Origin of the sequence: Nocardiopsis trehalosi NBRC 14201 (assembly GCF_001552555.1) — a bacterium.
Lineage (GTDB): Bacteria > Actinomycetota > Actinomycetes > Streptosporangiales > Streptosporangiaceae > Nocardiopsis_B > Nocardiopsis_B trehalosi.
On record NZ_BCRK01000114.1, the window covers coordinates 1 to 20,206 of the forward strand.

Annotated in this window: 15 protein-coding genes; 12 read left to right on the forward strand and 3 right to left on the reverse strand. The window is 75.2% G+C overall.

The annotated features are described in order from the left end of the window. Window positions 1-678 precede the first annotated feature (678 nt). Window positions 679-885 carry a hypothetical protein gene (locus NT8_RS18710; protein WP_067971189.1) on the reverse strand — a complete coding sequence of 69 codons (207 nt, stop codon included), beginning with the start codon at window positions 883-885 and terminating at the stop codon, window positions 679-681. A gap of 1,656 nt (window positions 886-2,541) precedes the next feature. Next, complete coding sequence (locus tag NT8_RS30925) at window positions 2,542-2,775, reverse strand: hypothetical protein (RefSeq protein WP_157515884.1); 234 nt, start codon at window positions 2,773-2,775, stop codon at window positions 2,542-2,544. Between the two features lie 864 nt (window positions 2,776-3,639). Between NT8_RS30925 and NT8_RS30930 the strand changes: the two genes are divergently transcribed. From NT8_RS30930 to NT8_RS18765, 10 genes are all read left to right on the forward strand, one after another. Next, entirely contained in the window at window positions 3,640-4,971 is a 1,332-nt protein-coding gene (locus NT8_RS30930) for a PH domain-containing protein (RefSeq protein ID WP_067971193.1), read from the forward strand. Window positions 4,972-5,485: 514 nt separating this feature from the next. Then, window positions 5,486-5,725 (forward strand): chaplin family protein, encoded by a 240-nt coding sequence (locus NT8_RS18725; protein WP_067971195.1) that lies wholly within the window; start codon window positions 5,486-5,488, stop codon window positions 5,723-5,725. A 615-nt stretch (window positions 5,726-6,340) separates the two neighbouring features. Further along, the gene (locus NT8_RS18730; protein WP_067971197.1) at window positions 6,341-6,586 is read left to right on the forward strand and encodes a hypothetical protein; all 246 of its coding nucleotides are present in this window, start codon (window positions 6,341-6,343) and stop codon (window positions 6,584-6,586) included. A 259-nt stretch (window positions 6,587-6,845) separates the two neighbouring features. After that, window positions 6,846-7,736 carry a Rossmann-like and DUF2520 domain-containing protein gene (locus NT8_RS18735; protein ID WP_067971199.1) on the forward strand — a complete coding sequence of 297 codons (891 nt, stop codon included), beginning with the start codon at window positions 6,846-6,848 and terminating at the stop codon, window positions 7,734-7,736. 29 nt (window positions 7,737-7,765) lie between these two features. Then, a complete protein-coding gene (gene panC / locus NT8_RS18740; protein WP_067971202.1) occupies window positions 7,766-8,638 on the forward strand; it encodes a pantoate--beta-alanine ligase in 873 nt (290 codons plus the stop codon). Window positions 8,639-8,676: 38 nt separating this feature from the next. Next, window positions 8,677-11,268, forward strand: coding sequence for an L-aspartate oxidase (locus NT8_RS18745; protein WP_067971204.1), 2,592 nt, complete (start codon window positions 8,677-8,679; stop codon window positions 11,266-11,268). Window positions 11,269-11,295: 27 nt separating this feature from the next. Then, the gene (locus NT8_RS18750) at window positions 11,296-12,078 is read left to right on the forward strand and encodes a type III pantothenate kinase (protein WP_067971206.1); all 783 of its coding nucleotides are present in this window, start codon (window positions 11,296-11,298) and stop codon (window positions 12,076-12,078) included. A 61-nt stretch (window positions 12,079-12,139) separates the two neighbouring features. After that, window positions 12,140-13,636 (forward strand): bifunctional lysylphosphatidylglycerol synthetase/lysine--tRNA ligase LysX, encoded by a 1,497-nt coding sequence (gene lysX, locus NT8_RS18755; RefSeq protein ID WP_067971208.1) that lies wholly within the window; start codon window positions 12,140-12,142, stop codon window positions 13,634-13,636. 598 nt (window positions 13,637-14,234) lie between these two features. Next, window positions 14,235-14,540 (forward strand): LuxR C-terminal-related transcriptional regulator, encoded by a 306-nt coding sequence (locus NT8_RS18760; RefSeq protein WP_067971218.1) that lies wholly within the window; start codon window positions 14,235-14,237, stop codon window positions 14,538-14,540. A gap of 106 nt (window positions 14,541-14,646) precedes the next feature. Continuing rightward, complete coding sequence (locus NT8_RS18765; protein WP_067971209.1) at window positions 14,647-15,186, forward strand: amino-acid N-acetyltransferase; 540 nt, start codon at window positions 14,647-14,649, stop codon at window positions 15,184-15,186. A 20-nt stretch (window positions 15,187-15,206) separates the two neighbouring features. Here NT8_RS18765 and NT8_RS18770 read toward each other — a convergent pair whose 3' ends face one another. After that, window positions 15,207-18,380: a UvrD-helicase domain-containing protein gene (locus NT8_RS18770; RefSeq protein ID WP_067971211.1), complete on the reverse strand. Its 3,174-nt coding sequence runs from the start codon at window positions 18,378-18,380 to the stop codon at window positions 15,207-15,209. A 599-nt stretch (window positions 18,381-18,979) separates the two neighbouring features. Between NT8_RS18770 and NT8_RS18775 the strand changes: the two genes are divergently transcribed. Continuing rightward, window positions 18,980-19,249: a hypothetical protein gene (locus NT8_RS18775; protein WP_067971220.1), complete on the forward strand. Its 270-nt coding sequence runs from the start codon at window positions 18,980-18,982 to the stop codon at window positions 19,247-19,249. A gap of 216 nt (window positions 19,250-19,465) precedes the next feature. Then, window positions 19,466-19,807 (forward strand): histone-like nucleoid-structuring protein Lsr2, encoded by a 342-nt coding sequence (locus NT8_RS18780; RefSeq protein ID WP_067971214.1) that lies wholly within the window; start codon window positions 19,466-19,468, stop codon window positions 19,805-19,807. Window positions 19,808-20,206: the final 399 nt, after the last annotated feature.

Genomic DNA, 20,206 nt, shown 5'->3' on the forward strand with positions numbered 1-20,206 from the left:
GGCCGCGAGGACCGCGCGGGGGACGCCTCCGCCCGCCGCTCCCGTGCGGAGGCCCGGCCCTGGCCGGAGGCCGCGGCGGGGGACGACCGGCCGGGCGAGGCCGACGGGGACGGCGGCCGCCCCCCTGGCGGTGCGGTGGGAGATCCGGACCGTGCCCGCAGGTCGCCCCGGAAGGGATCGGTGCCGCCCGAGGGCGCTGCCAGGTCGCGCTCCGCAGTGGAGGGCCGGGCCCCCGGGGCGGCGGGCCGTGGTGCCGGTTCGCCTGCCGGCGGGCGCGGCGCCGCCGACGCGGGACGCACCACCATGGACCAGGACGGCGGTCCGGCGGAAAGCTCTGACCGCACCGCGGGATCGACGCGCCGCCGTGGGCCGGAAGGTCCGGGCGACCCCACCCCGCTGTGGCCCGGCGCAGCCCGAGCCCCACGCCACGAGACCCCTGAGCCCACCACCCACGACGAGCACCCCACCGGCGACGACGCTGATGCGGTGCGGCGTGGTGATGTCCCACGTGGTCTCCGCGACGCATCGGCCGATGGCCGGAGCGGGGTGGCCGGCCGCGCGGCTGCTGAGGAGGGTGCCCGGATGGGTGCCGCCGATGGGCGCGGTGGGGGAGCGGTCGAACACGGGAACGACGCTGTGGAAGCCGCACCGCTGTGGCCGGGCGCGGCGGACCGGACACTAGAGCCCGCCCATGAGGACCTCTTCGACGGTGACGGGGCCGATGCGGTCCGGCGCGGTGATGCGCCGCGTGGTCTTGGGGACGTACCGGCTGATGGCCGGAGCAGGGTGGCCGGTTCCGCGCGGGGTCGTGCCGCACCGCTGTGGCCGGGCGCGGGGGAGCGGGCCCCGGAGGCCGCCGCCCATGACGAGGGCTTCGATGGTCACGACGCTGATGCGGCGCGGCGAGGCGATGCACCGCGTGGTCTCGGGGACGCACCGGCCGATGGCCGGAGCGGGGCGGCCGGTTCCGCGCGTGGTGATGCCGCACCGCTGTGGCCGGACCCCGCCGACCGACGGGGCGCGGACGCCGCGTTCGGTGACGGCTCCGGCTCCTTCATCGATGGCGGGGGAACGGACGCCCCGGTCGGCCGGGGTGGAGACGGACCCGGATGGGCCGGCGGCGCCGCGCCCGACGCGGGACGTCCGGACGCGTCGGCCGAGCGGAGCACCGCCGAGCCGGAGGCGCCGTCGGAACGCGGCGGTATCGGTGACCGGGCCTCGGCGCTGTGGTCGCGGGTGCGCGGCGTCCGGCCGCGCATCGGCCGCCGCCGAGGCGGCGCGGCGGCGGAAGCGGAGCCGCCTCGGGGCGGAGCGCCCGTGGCCGGACCTCGAACCCCCGCTTCCGGGCGGACGGCCGGGGCCGGGCACCAGACCCACGGGCCAGTGGCCGGCGCCGCCGGGACGGAACCCGGACCCGCCGCCTCGCGGGAGGACGCGTACGGCTTCGTCGGCGGACCCACCGCCGACCCTCTCGCCCACAGTGCGGTCCCGGGATCTGAGGCGCTCGCCCACGGTGCGGCCTCCGCGAACAGCGCGACTCCCGCGAGCGGCGCGGCATCCGTGTACGGCTCGACCTCCGCGAGTGGTGTGGCTCCAAGCGGTGGTGCGGCTTCGGTGTACGACCCGGCCGCTGCGAGTGGTACGGCTGCCGCGAGCGACGCGGCCTCCGTGTACGGCGCGGCTCCCGCGAGCGGTGCCGCGTCCGCATACGGCGCGGACGAGGCGGAACCGGGCGGTCGCGGCGGCACGGGAACGGACGGCGAGAGCGGTGCGGCGCCGCGCGCGGGGATGCCCCGATTCGCACCCGCCGAGAGCACACTCGCGGGCCCCGGGCCGTACCCGGGCGGCGGCTCCCGCCCGGACGGCACGTTCGCGCCCCGCCCGTACCGGCCGCCGAACGGCTCCGCCCACCACCCCGTCTACATGGGCGCGCCTCCGGCGCCACATGCGCCTCAGCCGTCAACCACTCCGCCGCCGGGACACCTCCCCGGCCCCCCGTACGCGCCGGGGCAGTTCCCTGCTGCCGGACCCGTGCCGCCGGGTGGCTCCGCCGCACCGTACGCGCCGGGACCGTTCGCCGCCTCTGGGCCGGTGCCGCGGGGTGGTCCGGGCGACGCGGCGGGCGCGTACCACGACCCCGCGATGGCACCCGCCTTCCCACCGCCCGGCCCGGAGGGTGGTTCCTGGATCGGGGCGGCCGGTGGCATCGGCCCCGGCGGGTCCGATGCCGAAGCAGGACGGGGCGCCCGAGGCGTTCCGGCTGCCGGTGCCTTGGGTGCCGCTGCGGGCGACGCTGCGGGGGACGCCGGGGGTGACGCGGCGTATGGGGCCCAGTGGGAGGGCCGTCGATCCGGCGATGCGGTCGCCGCCGACCAGGAGGGTGCCCCCTGGGGCGGCCCGTCCGGTGGCGCCGCTGCGTCCGGGACCGGTTCCGGTGGCGGGGGTATGTCCGCCGCCGCTGGGGGCGCTTCTCCCGGTGCCGCCGGGGAGGGGATGTCCGGGTCCGCGCCGGGTTCGGAGGGCCGATTCGACGCGGCCGCGTCACGGGCGGTCGGCTCGGAGGGGGTCCCACGGGGCGGTCCACAGAGCGGCCCACAGAGCGGCCCACGAGGCGGTGCCGGTGACGGCGCCGCCTCCGGGCACGAGCCCGCTGCCCCGGTCGGTTCCGGGGATGGTGCGGGCGGTGACGCGCACGGTATCGGTGGGCCGGGCGGGCCGGTCGCGCGGGCCGCTGGCCCGGGTGGGCCGGGGGATGATGCGGGCGACGGCGCGCACGGGGCCGAGAGGCCGGTCGCGCGGAGCGCTGTGCCGGGTGGGGCCGGCGACAGCGCGGGCGGTGACGCGCACGCTTCCGGCGGGTCGGGCGAGTCGGTCGCGCGGGTCATCGGTGCGGACGGGGATGGTGGCGCCGAGCGGGCCTCTGCGGTGGGTCCCGCTGGGACCGGGCAGGGCCCTGACGCGGGCGACACCCTCCGGACCTTCACGTTCTCCGCCGAACTCGCCGGGGGCGGTCCGCGTCCCGGGCACACGGCATCCGCCGGGAACGGCGGGGGACCGCCGCCCGAAGGGGCGGCCTCCTCCCATGGCGGTGCTCCCGGGCCGTACCCCGGGGCCTCGGGTTACGGCCCGCCCACCGGCGCCGTCCCGGCCGGCCACGCCGCTCCGGCGGGTCCGGCAAGTCCGGGAGGTCCGGGAGGTTCGGGAGGTCCAGCGGGTCAGGGGTTCCCCGCCGGTCCCGCCACGCACGCGTTCCCGACCGGCCCGGTCGCCCAAGGGGTTCCGGCGGGGCCGGGCACCCACGGGTTCGCGGCGGCGCACGCGTACCCCGCCGGGCCGGGCGGCTACCCGCCCGCGCCGGGCGCGGTTCCGGGTGCCCACGCGATGCCCGGCGGGTACGCACCCACGGGCGGGTACCCGTCCGGCGGTGCGGGAGGTGGCGCGACGCCACCAGGCGGCCACCCGCCCGGTTACCCAGCCGCCCACGCACCCGGCCACCCGCCCGGCTACCCAGCCGGCCACGCATCCGGCCACCCATCCGGCCAGTTCGGCGGCGGCCGACCGGCCCCGCCCGGGGGGCCCGGCGGTCAGGTCCGCTTCCTCCCGCCGCCCGTCGCGGGCGGGGGACCCGGAGTGCCCTACATGGGACCGCCGCCGCCGGCCCCGCCGCCTCCACCCCGCCCCGAACCCGACGTCACCCGGGGCGCGCACCGCACCCACTGGGCGACCGTGCCGTTCCAGGTGCTCCTGGTCACCGTCGTCTTCCTGGCCATGCCCGGCCCGCTGCTCATCGGGTTCGGGTTCGGCTGGCTCTTCCTGATGATGGTCGCCGTCGCGTGCGGTACCACCGCGTACGCGCTGCTGTCCTGGTGGAACTCCTCCTTCGGCCTGCGCGACGACCACCTCGTCGTGCACAGCGGGCTGGTCCGGCGCATCTCGCGGGAGATCCCCCTCAGCCGCCTCCAGGCGGTCGACGTGGTCCGCCCGCTGCTGATGCAGGTGCTCGGCCTGGCGGAGCTGCGCGTCGAGCTGGCCGGCGGCGACTCCAGCGAGATCCGGTTGCGCTACCTGAGCCGGGGCACGGCCGAACGGCTCCGCGCGGCCCTGCTCGCGCACGCCGCCGGGCTGTCCGGGCGCACCCCCGAGGCACCCGAGTGGCCGTTCTACCGGCTCCCGTTCGGCCTGCTACTGGGGGCGCTCGCCTTCCGGCTGCCGGTCCTCGGCGCGTTCGCGCTGTTCCTGCTGCTCCTCGCCGCAGGGGTCGCGACGTTCGAGCTGGGCGTGCTCGGCGGCGCGGTCCCGCTGCTGCTGGGCCTGCTGCGCGGCTTCATCGGCCCGCTCATGCGCTACACCGACTTCTACGCCTCGCTGTCCCCGGACGGGCTGCGGCTGCGCTACGGCGCCTTTCAGGCCCGAATGCAGACGGTCCCGCCCGGCCGCGTGCAGGCGGTGCGGATCGTCGAGCCGCTGCTGTGGCGGTCCCTGGGCGTGGTGCGCGTGGAGGCCAACGTCGCGGGCTATGTCGGCGAGCGGCAGATGGACTCCTCGATCCTGCTCCCGGTGGTGCCGCGCGCGCTCGCGTTCGCGCTCATCGACGAGGTGGTCCCCGGGACCAACGCCTCGCGGGTGCTCCTCCACCCAGCGGTGAAGGGATGGTCGGCCGCCGACGCCCTGGGGGTGGACGAGCGGCTGTTCGTCGTCCGGCGCGGCCGGCTCTGCCGGATCGTGGAGGTCGTGCCGCACGCGCGGGCGCAGAGCATCCGCATGACCGCCGGGCCGATCGCCCGGTGGCGCGGGGTGGCCTCCGTCGACGCCGACACCCCGCCCGGGCCCATCCGCGCCCGCGCCGCCAACCGGGACCTCGCCGAGGCCCGGCGCATCGTGGACGGGATCGCCCGCTACGGGCACGCCGCCCGGTCCAGCACGGTGGGGCCCGAGCGGTGGGCCACCCGCGCCGAGCCGCCCCGCACCTGACCCCGCGTCCGGACCCGCCCTGCGTAGCGGGCCCGATAGCGGCGGCGCGGCGCCCCGGTGCCCTCGGCCCGGCCCGCCCGTACGGCGTCCCGGTGCGTGCGGATGGGGCCTGTTCGGGTGGCCGCGTGGTGCCTTCCGGTGGTTGCCGACCGGTCCGTCCTCGCCGCGCGCTTCCGGTGCGGCCGTGCCCCGGGCGGGCCGGGTTCCCGTTGGGAGGGCGGCGATGGCGGGACCCCGTGGCCGCGTCCCGGCTTCGAGAGACACGCCGAAGGGGTGGACGCGCTATGGCGTATGTCACGATGCGCGGTGATCAGGGCTGATGTTCGACGTCTCATGTCCGGATATGGCACCGCACATCGGGCGATTGAAGATTTCCCGGAGATTCTCATGTTCCCGAAACTCGCGTGACGGGTGGGTCGGGTGTGGCTGAATGGAGTCCGGACACGAAGAGTGTCCAACCTGTAACACAGAGACGCCGGGTGGTCTCCCGCCCGGAACGATGAGGGGAATCGCTGTGCTGAAGAAGACTTTCGCCGCCGGTGCCGTCGCAGCCGCCGCTGCCGGGCTGCTCCTCGCCGGTTCGCCCGCGTACGCCGGCGACGACATCACGACGTCCGGCAACGGCAGCATCCTCGGCGGCAACCAGATCGTCGCCGACCTCGACGTGCCGATCAACGTCTGCGGCAACGCCATCGCCGTCCTGGGTGTGGCCGGCGCGGACTGCGACAAGTCCGGCGCCGTCACGAAGGACTGAACGCCCCGCGCGCGGTGAGCGCGCGCCGCGGTACCCGGCCGGCGCCACCCCACCAGGGGCGGCGCCGGCCTCATCGTGTCCGGCGTCCCACCGGGGTCGACCCGCTCGCCCTATGGCGGGGCGTCCCCGGGTTGCGGGTCTCGGGTCGCGCGGCGTGGGGACCGGCCGTTCCTCTCCAGGGCGGGATCTCCCCGGGTCGCGCGGCGTCGGCCCGCCCGGCGTGAGGCCGGCCGCCGCTCTCCATGGCGGGACCTCCCCGGCCCGTGCGGCGTGGGGATCGGCCGTCCCCCTCCATGGCGGGAAGACCCGGCCCGCTGGGCATCGGCGCGCCCGGCGTGCCGGAACGTGGGATACGGGACGACTGGAATGCGGTACCCCATATGTGTCCTGGGTCACATAGGCCCCGCAGGTCCGAGAAGTACCGAGCGGCAAGTCCGACAATTCCTGTCGCCCTGTGTGACGAGTGCGCGTCCGCACGTGATTTCCGCAGTTCGGAAGGGGTCGAAGGGCCGGGTCCGAGGGGTAGACCGGAGGTGAGCACAGCAGGTGCTCACGCGGTAACCCTCACCGATGGCTGGTCGGTTCCCCCCGTCCGGCCCGCAAAGGAGATCGCAAGTGCTGAAGAAGACCCTCGCCACTGGTGCCGTCGCCGCCGCCTCCGCCGGGATCCTGTTCACGGGCACCCCCGCGTTCGCCGACGACAACGTGGCAGTCTCCGGCCACGGCTCGGCGTTCGCCGGAAACCACTCCTACATCGACGCCGAGACCGAGAACGAGGGCTGCGGCAACGCCACCGCGAACGCCGGTCACGCCGAGGCCGGCTGCTTCATCAACACGGGCGTCATCGTCGTCGACAACTGACGGCCCGACCCCGGCCGCCTTCGGTATACCGAGCCCGACCCCCCTCACCGCGGATGCGCACCGCGGAGAGGGGCCGGCGCCGACCCTTCGGGGCCGGCGCCGGCCGCCTTTCCCGGCCCGGACCCGCCGCCCGCCCCCCCCCATACGCCGCCCCGGGACCCCCGCCGGTTCCGCCGCGCCCCTCTGCCGTCCTGATCACGACGGACAGTAAGCTGACCGCACGACGTCCGGTACCCACCCGTGGACTGGAATAGGTGCGATGGAACTCTCCGAACCCGCCCGGCGGCCCGCACGGCTGAACGTGGGGGTGATCGGCCCCGGCCGCGTCGGCTCCGTCCTCGGCGCCGCGCTCGAACGCGCCGGACACCGCGTGACGGCCGTCGCGGCGGTCTCCGAGGCGTCGCGGTCGCGCGCCGCCGACCGGCTGCCCGGCGCCCGCACGGCCGACCCCGCCGCCGTGGTCGAGGCCGCCGACCTCGTCCTGCTCACCGTCCCCGACGACGCCCTCGAACCCCTCGTCGGCGGCCTGGTCGAGACCGGCGCCGACGTCGCCGGCACCTTCCTCGTGCACACCAGCGGCAGCCACGGCTACGGCGTGCTGGCGCCCGCCACGGCCGCCGGCGCCCTCCCCCTCGCGCTGCACCCGGTCATGACCTTCACCGGCCGCGACGAGGACCTCGCCCGCCTGCCCAACTGCACGTTCGGCGTCACCGCGCCCGACGTGCTGCGGCCGATCGCCGAGGCCCTGGTCGTCGAGATGGGCGCCGAACCCGTCTGGATCGCCGAGGAGCACCGCGCGCTCTACCACGCGGCGCTCGCCGGCGGCGCCAACCACCTGGTCACCCTCGTCGCCGAGAGCGCCGCCCTGCTCGGCGCCGCCGGGGTCGAGGCACCCGGGCGGATGCTCGCCCCGCTGCTGGGCGCCGCGCTCGACAACGCCCTGCGGCTCGGCATGGACGGCCTCAGCGGACCCGTCCTGCGCGGCGACACCCGCACCGTCGCCGCCCACATCGCCGAACTGCGCGTGCACTCCCCCGAGAGCGTGCCCGCCTACGTCGCGCTGGCCCGGCTGACCGCCGACCGCGCGCTGGCCGCCGGCCTGCTCAAGCCGCACGACGCCGAACGCCTGCTGGACGTCCTCCAGGCGTGACCCGCCACCCCCATCGACGGAGGACACCCGTGACCGACCCCACCGCACCCGCGCCCACGGCGCCGATCGTGGTCCGTACCCCCGAGGAGCTGGCCCGCGTCCGGTCCGGCCTCGGCCGGACCGCCCTGGTGCCCACGATGGGTGCCCTGCACAACGGGCACCGCACGCTCTTCGCGGCGGCGCGCGGCCGAGCCGACGCCGTCGTCGTCAGCATCTTCGTCAACCCGCTCCAGTTCGGACCGGACGAGGACTACGACCGGTACCCGCGCCGGCTCGACGCCGACCTCGCCGTCTGCGCCGAGGAGGGTGTCGACGTCGTCTACGCGCCCGCCGTCGAGACCATGTACCCGGGCGAGCAGATCGTCACCGTCCACCCCGGCGCCATGGGCTCCGTGCTGGAGGGGGCGTCGCGCCCGGGGTTCTTCGAGGGCGTCCTGACCGTCGTCGCCAAGCTGTTCCACATGGTCCGCCCCGACCTCGCCGTCTTCGGCCAGAAGGACGCCCAGCAGCTCGCCGTGGTCCGCCGCATGGTCCGCGACCTCGGCATGGGCGTCACCATCGCCGGCGTGCCCACCCGGCGCGACCCCGACGGCCTGGCGTCCTCCAGCCGCAACGCCTACCTGTCCGCCGAGGAGCGCGCCAGCGCCCTCGCCCTGTCGCGCGCGCTGCTCGCGGGCGCCGACGCCTCCGTCACCGGGCCGGTGGGCATCCTCAGCGCCGCCCGCGCCGTGCTCGACGAGGCGGCCCGCGCCGAACCGCCGGTGCGGCTCGACTACCTCGCCCTGGTCGACGCGCAGACGTTCGCCGAGGTCCCGGCGTCGTTCCGGGGCGACGCCGTGCTCCTGGTGGCCGCGTTCGTGGGCACCACGAGGCTGATTGATAACGTGCCGCTCACGCTGTGAACCCCAGCGAACCGACCCGTACCAGGGAGAACCACACGGTGAGCGCCACAACCTCCCCGCTTCCGCTCCGCCTCACCGCGCCCGAGCCCGGCTGGGCCGCCGAGGCCGACGTCGTCGTCATCGGCTCCGGCGTGGCCGGGCTGAGCACGGCGCTCGCCTACACCGGCCGCGTGCCGGACGGCCGCGTCGTGATCGTCACCAAGGACGTGCTCTCGACCGGGTCGACGCAGTGGGCTCAGGGCGGGATCGCCGCCGCGCTGGGGCCGGGCGACCGCCCGGTGGCGCACATGGTCGACACCCTCACCGCGGGCGACGGCGGGTGCGACCCGCGCGCCGTGCACGTCCTCGCCACCGAGGGCCCCGACGCGGTGCGCCGCCTGCTCGCCGCGGGCGCCCGCTTCGACCGGGGCGCCGACGGCGGGCTGGCGCTCACCCGCGAGGGCGGCCACCGGGCCGACCGCATCGCGCACGCCGGCGGCGACGCCACCGGCGCCGAGATCCAGCGGGCGCTGGTCGCCGCCGTCGCGGCCGAGCCGCGCATCGAGGTCATCGAGCACGCGCTCGCCCTCGACGCGCTGCTCGCCCCCTCCGCCGGCGGCCCGCCCCGCGTCGCCGGGGTCACCCTGCACGTCATGGGCGAGGGGCGGCGTGACGGCGTGGGCGCGGTGCGCGCGGGCGCCGTGGTCGTCGCGACGGGCGGCATCGGGCAGGTCTTCGCCGCCACCACCAACCCGCCGGTGTCCACCGGCGACGGGGTGGCGCTGGCGGTGCGCGCCGGGGCCGACGTCCAGGACCTGGAGTACGTCCAGTTCCACCCCACGGCGCTGTGGCTGGGCGCCGACGCGCGCGGCCAGCAGCCGCTGGTGTCGGAGGCCGTGCGCGGCGAGGGCGCGTTCCTGGTCGACACCCGCGGCCGCCGGTTCATGGCGGGCGAGCACGAGCTGGCCGACCTGGCGCCGCGCGACGTCGTGGCCCGCGCCATCGCCCGCGCCATGGCCGACACCGGCGCCGACCACGTCCTGCTCGACGCCCGGCACTTCGGCGCCGCGACCTGGGAGCGGCGCTTCCCCACCATCCTCGCCACCTGCCGCGAGCACGGCGTCGACCCGGTGACCGAACCCATCCCCGTGGTGCCCGCCGCCCATTACGCCTCCGGCGGCATCCGCACCGACCTGGGGGGCGCGTCGTCGGTGCCCGGGCTGTTCGCGGTCGGCGAGGCCGCCTGCACGGGCGTGCACGGCGCCAACCGGCTGGCGTCCAACTCGCTGCTGGAGGGCCTGGTGTTCGCCGACCGGATCGCCCGCCGGCTCGCCGAGGAGGCGCCCCCCGCCGCGCCGGCCGGCCTCGCCGACGACCCCCGCCCGCAGGGCCTGGCCGACCCGGCCGTGGTGCCCGAGCTGCGCGCCGCCATGTCGCGCTACGCCGGGGTGGTCCGCGACGGGACCGGGCTGCTCCGCGCCGGCGCCGTCCTCGACCGGCTGGCCCGCACCGGCACCTCGCTGCCGGGGATCGCGGCGTGGGAGGCCACCAACCTGCTCACCGTGGCGAGCCTGGTCGTCGCGCACGCCGAGGCCCGCCGCGAGAGCCGCGGCGCCCACTGGCGGGCCGACCACCCCGAGCACGCCGCCGACCCGGCCGGCCCCGGCGGGACCGCGCTCGGCGGACTCGACGCCGAGGGCCGGGTCCGGGTCCGCCCGGCCCCCGCCCGCCCGGCCGCGCCCGAGGGGCTCGCCGCCGAACTCGCCGCCGCCCTGCCCGAGGCCGCCACCGCGGACGGCGGCGGGCCTGCCGCCGCGGCGGTGGGACTGGTGCGCACGGCCCTGCGCGAGGACCTGGGCCGCGGCGCCGGGGTGGACGTCACCACCGCCGCCACCGTGCCCGCCGGCCAGCTCAGCACCGCCGACGTGGTCGCCCGCGCCGACGGCGTCGTGGCGGGCCTCCCGCTGGCCGAACTCGTGTTCTGGCTGGTGGCCGACGGCGCCGTGCAGGTCGAGCGGCACACCGCCGACGGCACCCGGGTGCGCCGCGGCGAGGTGCTGATGACCGCCACGGCCCGCACCCGCGACCTGCTCACCGCCGAGCGCACCGCCCTCAACCTGCTGACCCACCTGTCGGGCATCGCCACCGCCACCGCGGCGTGGGTCGACGCCGTCGCGGGCACCGGCGCGCGGGTGCGCGACAGCCGCAAGACCCACCCGGGGCTGCGCGCGCTGGAGAAGTACGCGGTGCGCTGCGGCGGCGGGGTCAACCACCGGTTCGGGCTGTCCGACGCGGCGCTCATCAAGGACAACCACGTGATCGCGGCCGGCGGGGTCGCCGAGGCGGTCACCGCGGTGCGCCGCGCCTACCCGGGCCTGCCGCTGGAGGTCGAGGTCGACCGGATCGACCAGATCGAGCCCGCGCTCAAGGCCGGTGCCGAGGAGATCCTGCTCGACAACTTCACCCCCGGGGACCTGCGCCGCGCGGTGGCGCTGGTCGCGGGGCGGGCCCGGCTGGAGTCGAGCGGGGGGTTGACGCTTTCCTCCGCTTCGGAGGTGGCGGCGACCGGGGTCGACTATCTTGCGGTGGGAGCCCTCACCCACTCCAGCCCCGCGCTGGACATCGCCCTGGACCTCCGCGCGACCCACTGACCCCGCCACGCCCCTGGAGACTCCCTGATGCTGCTCGCGATCGACGTCGGCAACTCCCACACCGTCTTCGGCCTCTTCGACGGAGAGGACCTGATGGAGCACTGGAGAGTCGCCACCGAGGCGCGGCGCACCGCCGACGAGTGGGCGGTGGTGCTCCAGGGGCTCATCGGCGGCAGCGCGCTCATGGGCGTCGGCGACGTCGACGGCATCGCCATGTGCTGCTCGGTGCCGTCGGTGCAGCACGAGATGCGCGAGATGTTCCGCCGGCACTTCGGCGACGTCACCGCCGTCATCGTGGAGCCGGGGGTCAAGACGGGGGTGCCCGTGCGCATGGACAACCCCAAGGAGGTCGGCAGCGACCGCATCATCAACGCGCTGGCGGCGGTGCAGCTCTACGGCGGGCCGTGCGTGGTGGTCGACTTCGGCACCGCCACCACCTTCGACGCGGTGAGCGTGAAGGGCGAGTACGTGGGCGGCGCCATCGCGCCCGGCATCGACATCTCGGTCGAGGCGCTGTCGCGGCGCGGCGCCCAGCTGCACATGGTCGAGATCGTCAAGCCGCGCGCGGCCATCGCGAAGAACACCACCGAGGCGCTGCGCTCCGGCATCGTCTACGGCTTCGCCGGGCAGGTCGACGGCATCGTCGACCGCATGGCCCAGGAGCTCACCGACGACGTCGACTCCGTCACCGTGGTGGCCACCGGCGGGCTGGCGCCCCTGGTGGTGGACGAGTGCGAGACCGTCGACGTGCACGAGCCGTGGCTCACCCTGATCGGTCTGCGCCTGGTGTTCCAGCGCAACACCGCCTGACCGGGGCGGGCGCCGGATCGTCCGTCCACCACGGGGTCGCGGCGCCGATAGGATCGGGTCCGTGAGCGATGTGCTGGACGATTCCTATGACGACCTGCCCGAGCAGATGCGGGTCCGGCGCGAGAAGCTGGACCGGCTCCGGGAGCAGGGGATCGACCCCTTCCCCGTCGGGTTCCCCCGGACCACCGCCATCGGCGCCGTCCGGGCCGCCCACGGCGACCTGGCGCCCGACACCGCCACCGGCGAGCGGGTGGGGATCGCCGGCCGGGTGATGCTGTACCGCACCGGCGGGAAACTCTGCTTCGCCACGCTGCGCGACGACTCCGGCGATCTCCAGGTCATGCTCTCGCTCGACCGGCTGGGCGCCGAGTCCCTGGCGTCCTGGAAGGCCGACATCGACCTGGGCGACCACGTCGGCGTCGAGGGCGAGGTCATCACCTCGCGCCGCGGCGAGCTGTCGGTCATGGTCGACTCCTGGACGCTGACCGCCAAGTGCCTGCGCCCGCTGCCCGACAAGCACAAGGGCCTCACCGACCCCGAGGCGCGGGTCCGGCAGCGCTACGTCGACCTCATCGTCAACCCCGAGGCGCGCGACATGGTGCGCCGCCGCGCCGCCGCCGTGCGGTCGCTGCGCACCGGCCTGACCGACCTCGGCTACATCGAGGTCGAGACCCCGATGCTGCAGCAGGTGCACGGCGGCGCCACCGCGCGCCCGTTCACCACCCACATCAACGCCTACGACCTCGACCTGTACCTGCGCATCGCGCCCGAGCTGTACCTGAAGCGGCTCGTGGTCGGCGGCATCGAGCGGGTCTTCGAGATCAACCGGAACTTCCGCAACGAGGGCGCCGACTCCACGCACAACCCCGAGTTCACGATGCTGGAGTTCTACCGCGCCTACGCCGACTACGACGACATGGCCGACACCACGCGCGAGCTGATCCAGGGGGCCGCGCGGGCCGTGTTCGGCTCCACCGTGGTCGAGCGCGACGGCGTCGAGGTCGACCTCGGCGGCGCGTGGCCGCAGGTCACCCTCTACGGGGCGGTGTCCGAGGCCCTGGGCGAGGAGGTCACCCCGCGCACGCCCGTCGAGGACGTGCGCAAGCTGGCCGACCGCCGCGGCGTCGAGTGGAGCCCCGACTGGGGGCCGGGCAAGCTGGTCGAGCACCTCTTCGAGGAGCTGGTCGAGGACACCCTCGTGCAGCCGACGTTCGTGCGCGACTACCCGGTCGAGACCAGCCCGCTCACCCGGCAGCACCGCGACGACCCGCTGCTCACCGAGAAGTGGGACCTCATCGGGTTCGGCATGGAGCTGGGCACCGGCTACTCCGAGCTGGTCGACCCGGTCGAGCAGCGGCGCCGCCTCACCGAGCAGTCGCTGCTGGCGTCCGGCGGCGACCCCGAGGCCATGCAGCTCGACGAGGACTTCCTGCGCGCCCTGGAGTACGGCATGCCGCCCAGCGGCGGGGTCGGCGTGGGCGTCGACCGCCTGCTCATGGCGTTCACCGGGAAGAACATCCGGGAAACCGTTCTGTTCCCGCTGGTGAAGCCGGAGTGATCAGCGGGCGCCCCGATGTTGTCGGATCGTGATATTGCCCACTCCGGCGAATCCGCAGGCCACGGGCACTGTCTTCATGGTCACTTTCTGAATACTCCGGGACGCGGTGCGGGGTCGCCGCGCCCCGTGTCGGAAAGATGGTTACCGCAGGTCAATACCTGGATTGAAGTTTCCTGCATTCCCGCACCATGACGCACCCGTACCGCTCGGTCACCCGCTGTCGCGGAATCGACCTTGACGACCTGTACGCATCCGCTTAGCGTTTCGAAGCGAGCGGAGAAATCCGCGTGTTTGCCGTAGTGGAACTACATGACGGTGAGTGAGGATGGCTGAGCACGGCTTCGGCGGCTTCTTCCATCCTTCGCCATGTGCGCCCCCGCGCGATCTGTCCGTCCCAGATCGACGCCCTCGGGTCCGTGGCCTCCCACCCGCGCTGTGCGACCGCCTCTGTGCCAGGGAGACGACCGCACCGGCGACCGGTGGCCGGCCGCGGAGAGAACCCGGGCGCCCGTGTCGAGAGGCCCGCGCCTCCCTTCCGCCCCATCCGCTGCGGCGACGAGTTGTTGTTCCGCACTCACCACGGATGAGGGAGGACGGAGTGGAACAGGCCACACTCGTACGTCGTGCCGTGAAGGACCCGGGCGTCCCGCTGCTGCGCGAGAGCATGGTCCCGGCCCCGGCACCGGCATCTGACGGAGGGCAGAGCCTTCCGGTCAACTTGACCGACGATGAACTCCAGCTGCTGGCGGAAATCGCCACCGGCGTGACCACGGACGTCGCCGCCCGGCGGCTCGAACTCAGCGCGCGCACCCTGCGCCGCCGGCTCCGCGCGATCTGCGACCAGCTCGGCGTGAACACCCCCATCGAGGCGGTCGTCTGGGCCGCCCGCAAGCAGCTCATCTGATCCCGACCCCCCGGGTGTCCCGCCGGCAGCACCACGGCGGGGCACCCCCCGCGCGTCCCCACCCGCGTCCCCGCGCCACCCCGTCCGGCCAGTAGCCTGGGCTCCCATGCAGCACGCTCACGCGCTCACCGTCCGCCGCGCCCGCACCGGCGACGTCGTGCACATCCGCCGCCTGATGGACACCTACAGCGCCGAGCGCCGCGTGCTCGCCAAAAGCACCGTCCACCTGTACGAGGACGTGCAGGAGTTCTGCGTCGCCGAACTCGGCGAGGGCGACTCCGCCACCGTGGTCGGCTGCGGCGCCCTGCACGTCCTGTGGGAGGACCTCGCCGAGGTCCGCACGGTGGCGGTCGACCCCGCGTGCAAGGGCCGCGGCGTCGGCCACCGGATCGTGGCCGACCTGCTCGACCGCGCCCGCGACCTCGGCGTCCGCCGCGTGTTCTGCCTGACGTTCGAGACCGCGTTCTTCGCCCGGCACGGCTTCCGGCCCATCCAGGGCGCCCCGGTGTCGCCGCGCGTCTACGAGGAGTTGCTGCGCTCCTACGACGAGGGCGTCGCCGAGTTCCTCGGCCTCGACCGGGTCAAGCCCAACACCCTCGGCAACACCCGCATGCTCGTGCACCTGGAGCCGCCCGGCGCGCCGTGACGCGCCGGGCGCCCGCCCGCTCACAGCAGCCGCAACTGCCGGTCCTTCGGCCGCCGCCGCGCCGCGGTCTCCTCGTCCACCGGCATGGTCAGCCCGGGGTCGATGTCGGCCAGGAACGGCGACGGCGCCGTGTCGACCGCTGTGCCGCGCCGGGTCCGCCGCCGCGCCCGCGACAGGTAGAGCCGGTGCCGGGCCCGCGTGAGCCCGACGAAGAACAGCCGCCGCTCCTCGGCGTCGTCGGCCCCGGCGGGCTCGCCCGGCAGCCGGAACGGCAGCAGGCCGTCGTCGCAGCCCACCAGGAACACCACCGGGAACTCCAGCCCCTTCGCGGCGTGCAGGGTCAGCAGCGCCACCCGGTCGGCGCGCGGGTCGAGCGCGTCGACCTCGGCGCCCACCGCCAGCTCGCCGAGGAACCGGTCGAGGTCGGCGCCGCACCGGCCGGCCAGCGGCCGCACCAGCTCGGCGGCCGTCCGCACGTCGGTCACCCGGGCGTCGTCGCCCGCGTACCGGTCGGCCAGCGCCGCGGCCGCCGCGCGCACCCGGTCGGCGACCTCCCCACCGGGGTGGTGCGGCAGCTCGGCGGCGAGCAGCCGCACAGCGGGGCGGGCGAGCAGCCGGTCGTGCGACCGCTTCTGGTAGGGCACCCCCGCGGTGTCGAACGCGCTCATCACCACCTCGCTCTGCGCGTCGGTCCGGTAGAGCACGCAGATGTCGCCGAAGGAGAGCCCGCCGTCGCCGTCGTCGGTGACGCGCCCGCTGTCGAGGGAGTGCCAGGACGTGCCGCCCAGCAGCCGGTCGATCGCCCGGGCCGCGAACGACGCCTCGGCCCGCTCGTCGGCGGCCACGTGCACGCCGATGCGCGGCGGGTCGGCGAAGTCGCCGACCGCGCGCAGCTCCCGGCCGGGGACCAGGGAGGCCGGCGCGATGGCCTGCGACGCGGCGGACACGATCGTGGCGTTGGACCGGTAGTTGCGGTGCAGCCGGACGGTGGCCGCGCCGGGGTGGTCCTCGGTGAAGCGGAGGAAGAACCCGACGTCGGCGCCGCGGAACCCGTAGATGGCCTGGTCCGGGTCGCCGATCGCGGTCAGGTTGCCGTCGGGGCCCGCGAGCAGGCGCAGCAGCGCGTACTGGGCCTCGTCGACGTCCTGGTACTCGTCGACGCTGATCCACCGCCACCGCTCGCGGTACCGGCGGGCCAGTTCGGGGTCCGCGCCGAGCAGCCGCACCGGCAGCGCCACCAGGTCCGCGAAGTCCACCAGGTCCAGTTCGCGCAGGCGGCGCAGGTAGGCGGCCTCCTCCGGGGAGGGGTCGGCGCCGGAGGCGGTGTCGCGGGCGGCCAGCACCGCCCGGCCCGCGCGCTCCGACCCGGCGGTCTCGGCGGCGACCTCGGCCTGCCGGGCGGCGTCGGCCACCCCGAACTCCGCCGACAGCCCGGCCGCCGCGTGCAGCTCGCGCAGGATCAGCAGGCCCAGGCCGTGGAAGGTGGTGACGGTCAGCTCGTCGGCGCGGTCGCCCAGCAGGTCGGCCAGCCGCTCCCGCAACTCCTCGGCGGCGCGCCGGGTGAAGGTGATGGCCAGGCACTCCGCCGCTGGGACGCCCCGCTCGGCGACCAGGTGCGCGATGCGGCGGGTCACGGTGCGGGTCTTGCCCGTTCCGGGGCCGGCGACGATGAGCAGCGGACCGCCAGGGACCTCGGCGGCGGCGCGCTGCTCGGGGTCGAGCCCGTCGAGCAGCCCCTGGGGGCGGGCCGGTTCGGCCGGGGCGTCGGGGAACAGCACCGGCTCGACGGGTGTCCGGCCGGCGGGGGACGGCCGGTCGGCGGCGGCCGGCGCCGCCGGAGCGGGCGCCGCCGCCGCGGGCTCGCCCCCCTTGCCGGAGCCGGACGACGGGACCGCGTCGGCGCCGTGCGCGTCGAACAGGGTGGGGGCGGCGCCGGCGGACCGGGCCAGCTCCTCGGGGCGGAACATCCGGATGGTGCCGTACACGCCGTCGTAGCCGGCGTCGCGCACCACCTCGCCGCGGCGCAGCCGGGTGACGGCCTCGCCGAGCAGGGTGCCGCCGGCCGCGGCGACGTCCTCGGCCGGAACGGTCCGCAGGATGTCCAGTTCGGGGCCGAGCGCGGCCACCAGCCGGGCGACCTCGCCCTGCACCCGCTTGCTCTTGGGGCCGACGCCGACGATCTCGCTGACGATCTCCGGCAGCGGCACCAGGCTGGTGAACCCGGCCGCGCCCGGCGGCCGGTAGCCGAGGTCGCGGTCGGCCAGGGCGCTGATCCGGTGCCCCACGCCCACGGTGACCGGGCGGCCGCACACGGGGCAGCGGCCGCCGTGCGCCCGGGTCTCGTGCGGGTCGAACCGCACGCCGCACTTGCGGTGGCCGTCGGAGTGGTACTTGCCCTCCTCGGGGAAGAACTCGACCGTGCCGCCGAACCCCGCGCCGGTCTCCAGCGCGCGGCGGACCGCGAAGTAGTCGAGGTCGGTGTCGAAGCGTGTGGCCTCGCGGGCGAGCATCGGCGGGGAGTGCGCGTCGGAGTTGCTGACCAGGGTGTAGCGGTCGAGCGAGGAGACGGTCCAGTTCATCTCCGGGTCGCTCGACAGGCCGGTCTCCACGGCGAAGACGTGGTCGGCGAGGTCGGCGTAGCAGTCGGCGACCGCGTCGAACCCGGACTTGGAGCCGAGGACCGCGAACCACGGGGTCCACACGTGGGCGGGCACCAGGTAGGAGCCGGGGTCGCTGGCGAGGGTGATCTCCAGCAGGTCCCGGGAGTCGAGGCCGAGGATCGGGCGCCCGTCGGAGGCGAGGTTGCCGATGCGCGCGAGGTCCGCCGTGATCGCCTCCGCCGCGTCCATGGACGGGGCGTAGAGCAAATGATGGACCTTTCGGGTGCGGTCCCCCCGTTTATAGATGGTGGATATCTCCACCGACAGCAGGAACCGCGTGGGTTTCCGACACGCGGGCGGCAGGGTGCGCAGCACCCGCTCCTCGATTTCCGGGCGGAGCCGGAACAGACCGGGCTCGGCGGGCACGAGATTGGCGCGCAACTCCTCGCGCCAGGCGGGGTGAGTGAAATCACCCGTTCCCACGAGCGCTATGCCCTTGCGGGCCGCCCACCAGGCGAGGTGTTCCAGGTCGCAATCCCTGCTGCACGCCCGCGAGTACTTGGAGTGGATATGCAGATCTGCGTGGAACTCCACCGACGGCCCTCCCAATGTCCCGGCGGGGCGGGACGTGCCGCCCTTGCCCGCGCCGGATACCCGATGCTGTTCGCCGCGCGTCCCGCACGACTCGACCCGTGCCAGGATGCCACCCTCCCGCGGTGTGCGCGGCCCGCGCCCGCATATGGTGCCCGGTGCGGGAGTACGGTATACGGACGGGTAATGTGGCGATTGCGGGGCTGAACTCGGGGAAGTCCTCTTACGGGTGCCGGTGTTGGCACCGCGCAGATCCGTTCGGTCCGCACAGCGCGAAACCGGTCGGCCCGGCTACGAAGCGTCGTCCTTTCCGCGGCGATTCGGTTGCGGTCGGCCGCCGCTAAGCGAGATCGCGCGGTCCGCTCGGAGGCGCTACGCCTTAAGTGGTAGGGCTTTCCCGCGCGTTGGAAAGGCGCGCGGGGTCGGGGCGGGGTCCGGAGGCGGGTGAAAGGTGTCTATGATGTCGGAGACCACGCCGATGTCGGTGGTCGCGCGTGTGCGCGCGGCGCCGCGTCCCGCCTGCTCCCGGGCATCGGCCGACGGCCACCTCCGGGTGGGGTAATTGCTGCATGAAGTAACAACAACGAAGGGGTGTGCGCTTGATGGGTGATGTTCTTTCGGCGCTGATCCCCCCGGCCGTCGTCGCGGCGGTGTTCTGCACGTTCGTCGTCCAGCTTCTCCGCAAGGAGATGGCGCCGAGGACGTCGGACGGCCGCCTGGTCAGCGAGGCCGACGCGGCCCCGGGCCGCGACGCCCCCACCGCCGGAACGGCGCGCCAGGGCGGGACCGATGTCGTTGCAGCGGAAGACGGGGCAAAGGGTGCGGAGGGTTCCGCGGTGGATGTCCAGGACGACGGGCCGCGCTCCGCATAGCCGTCGAATGAGGTCCACCGTGTTGTAACGGCCGGCCGCATCCGCCCTCTGGCGGGGCCGGCCGTCTAACCGGCGTGGCGCGTTGATTTAGCTCCGGGCGGGGCAGGGCATACCCTCGGATGATTTTTTGACCTCCCGAGAATTGTCTTTCTCCTTCGCTCCGGATAGCTTTATATTCAGGTGCCGCCGCACCGCTCTGCTGAAAGGTTTGTATCTATGGCGCAAAAGGTCCAGGTGCTTCTCGTCGACGATCTCGATGGCGGCGAGGCCGACCAGACGGTTTCGTTCGGGGTCGACGGCTCCGCTTACGAGATCGACCTCAGTTCCGAGAACGCCTCCAAGCTGCGCGAGGCCCTCGCGCCGTTCGTCGAGGCCGCGCGCAAGGCGCCCGCCAAGGGCGGGCGCGGCGCGGGGCGGACCCGGCCGCAGCGCAACGCGCCGAGCCGCGAGCGCAGCGCCGAGATCCGCGCGTGGGCCAAGGCCGCGGGCAAGCAGGTCAACGAGCGCGGGCGCATCCCGGCCGCGATCGTGGCCGAGTACGAGGCCGCTCAGCGCTGACCCCGGCCCGCCCGCCCGCATGCGCGGGGTGGCCGCGCGGAGGTCCCGGACCCCGGGATATCCGCGCGTCCATGGCCGACGGCCGCACCCCGGCCCGGCGGGCCGTGCCCGCCCACCGCTGTTCGCTCACAGCACACCACACCGACGACCCCGGACGGCCCGCGTCCTCCCAGATCAGGGGAGGTGCGGGCCGTTCGCTTGCGGCGTACCCGGAACACGGCGGCGCTGCGGGGAGTTGGAGACGGGTGAACGGCCTATCGTCGGGGAAGGTCTCATGCACCGAGGGCCGGCGACGACGCCGGTCCGCGTGGAGAGTGCCGGTTCGCCCGGCGGTCCGCCTGAACCTGGTGGACGGGTACCGATGAGCGCCTGCGCGGGAGAGTTCCGCGGAGGCCGGAT

Bases quoted from the DNA above. Each gene is read 5' to 3' on its own strand.
- NT8_RS18780 (WP_067971214.1), top strand. From the start codon at position 19,466: ATGGCGCAAAAGGTCCAGGTGCTTCTCGTCGACGATCTCGATGGCGGC.
- NT8_RS18735 (WP_067971199.1), top strand. From the start codon at position 6,846: ATGGAACTCTCCGAACCCGCCCGGCGGCCCGCACGGCTGAACGTGGGG.
- NT8_RS18750 (WP_067971206.1), top strand. From the start codon at position 11,296: ATGCTGCTCGCGATCGACGTCGGCAACTCCCACACCGTCTTCGGCCTC.
- NT8_RS30930 (WP_067971193.1), top strand. From the start codon at position 3,640: ATGGGACCGCCGCCGCCGGCCCCGCCGCCTCCACCCCGCCCCGAACCC.
- NT8_RS18765 (WP_067971209.1), top strand. From the start codon at position 14,647: ATGCAGCACGCTCACGCGCTCACCGTCCGCCGCGCCCGCACCGGCGAC.
- NT8_RS18775 (WP_067971220.1), top strand. From the start codon at position 18,980: ATGGGTGATGTTCTTTCGGCGCTGATCCCCCCGGCCGTCGTCGCGGCG.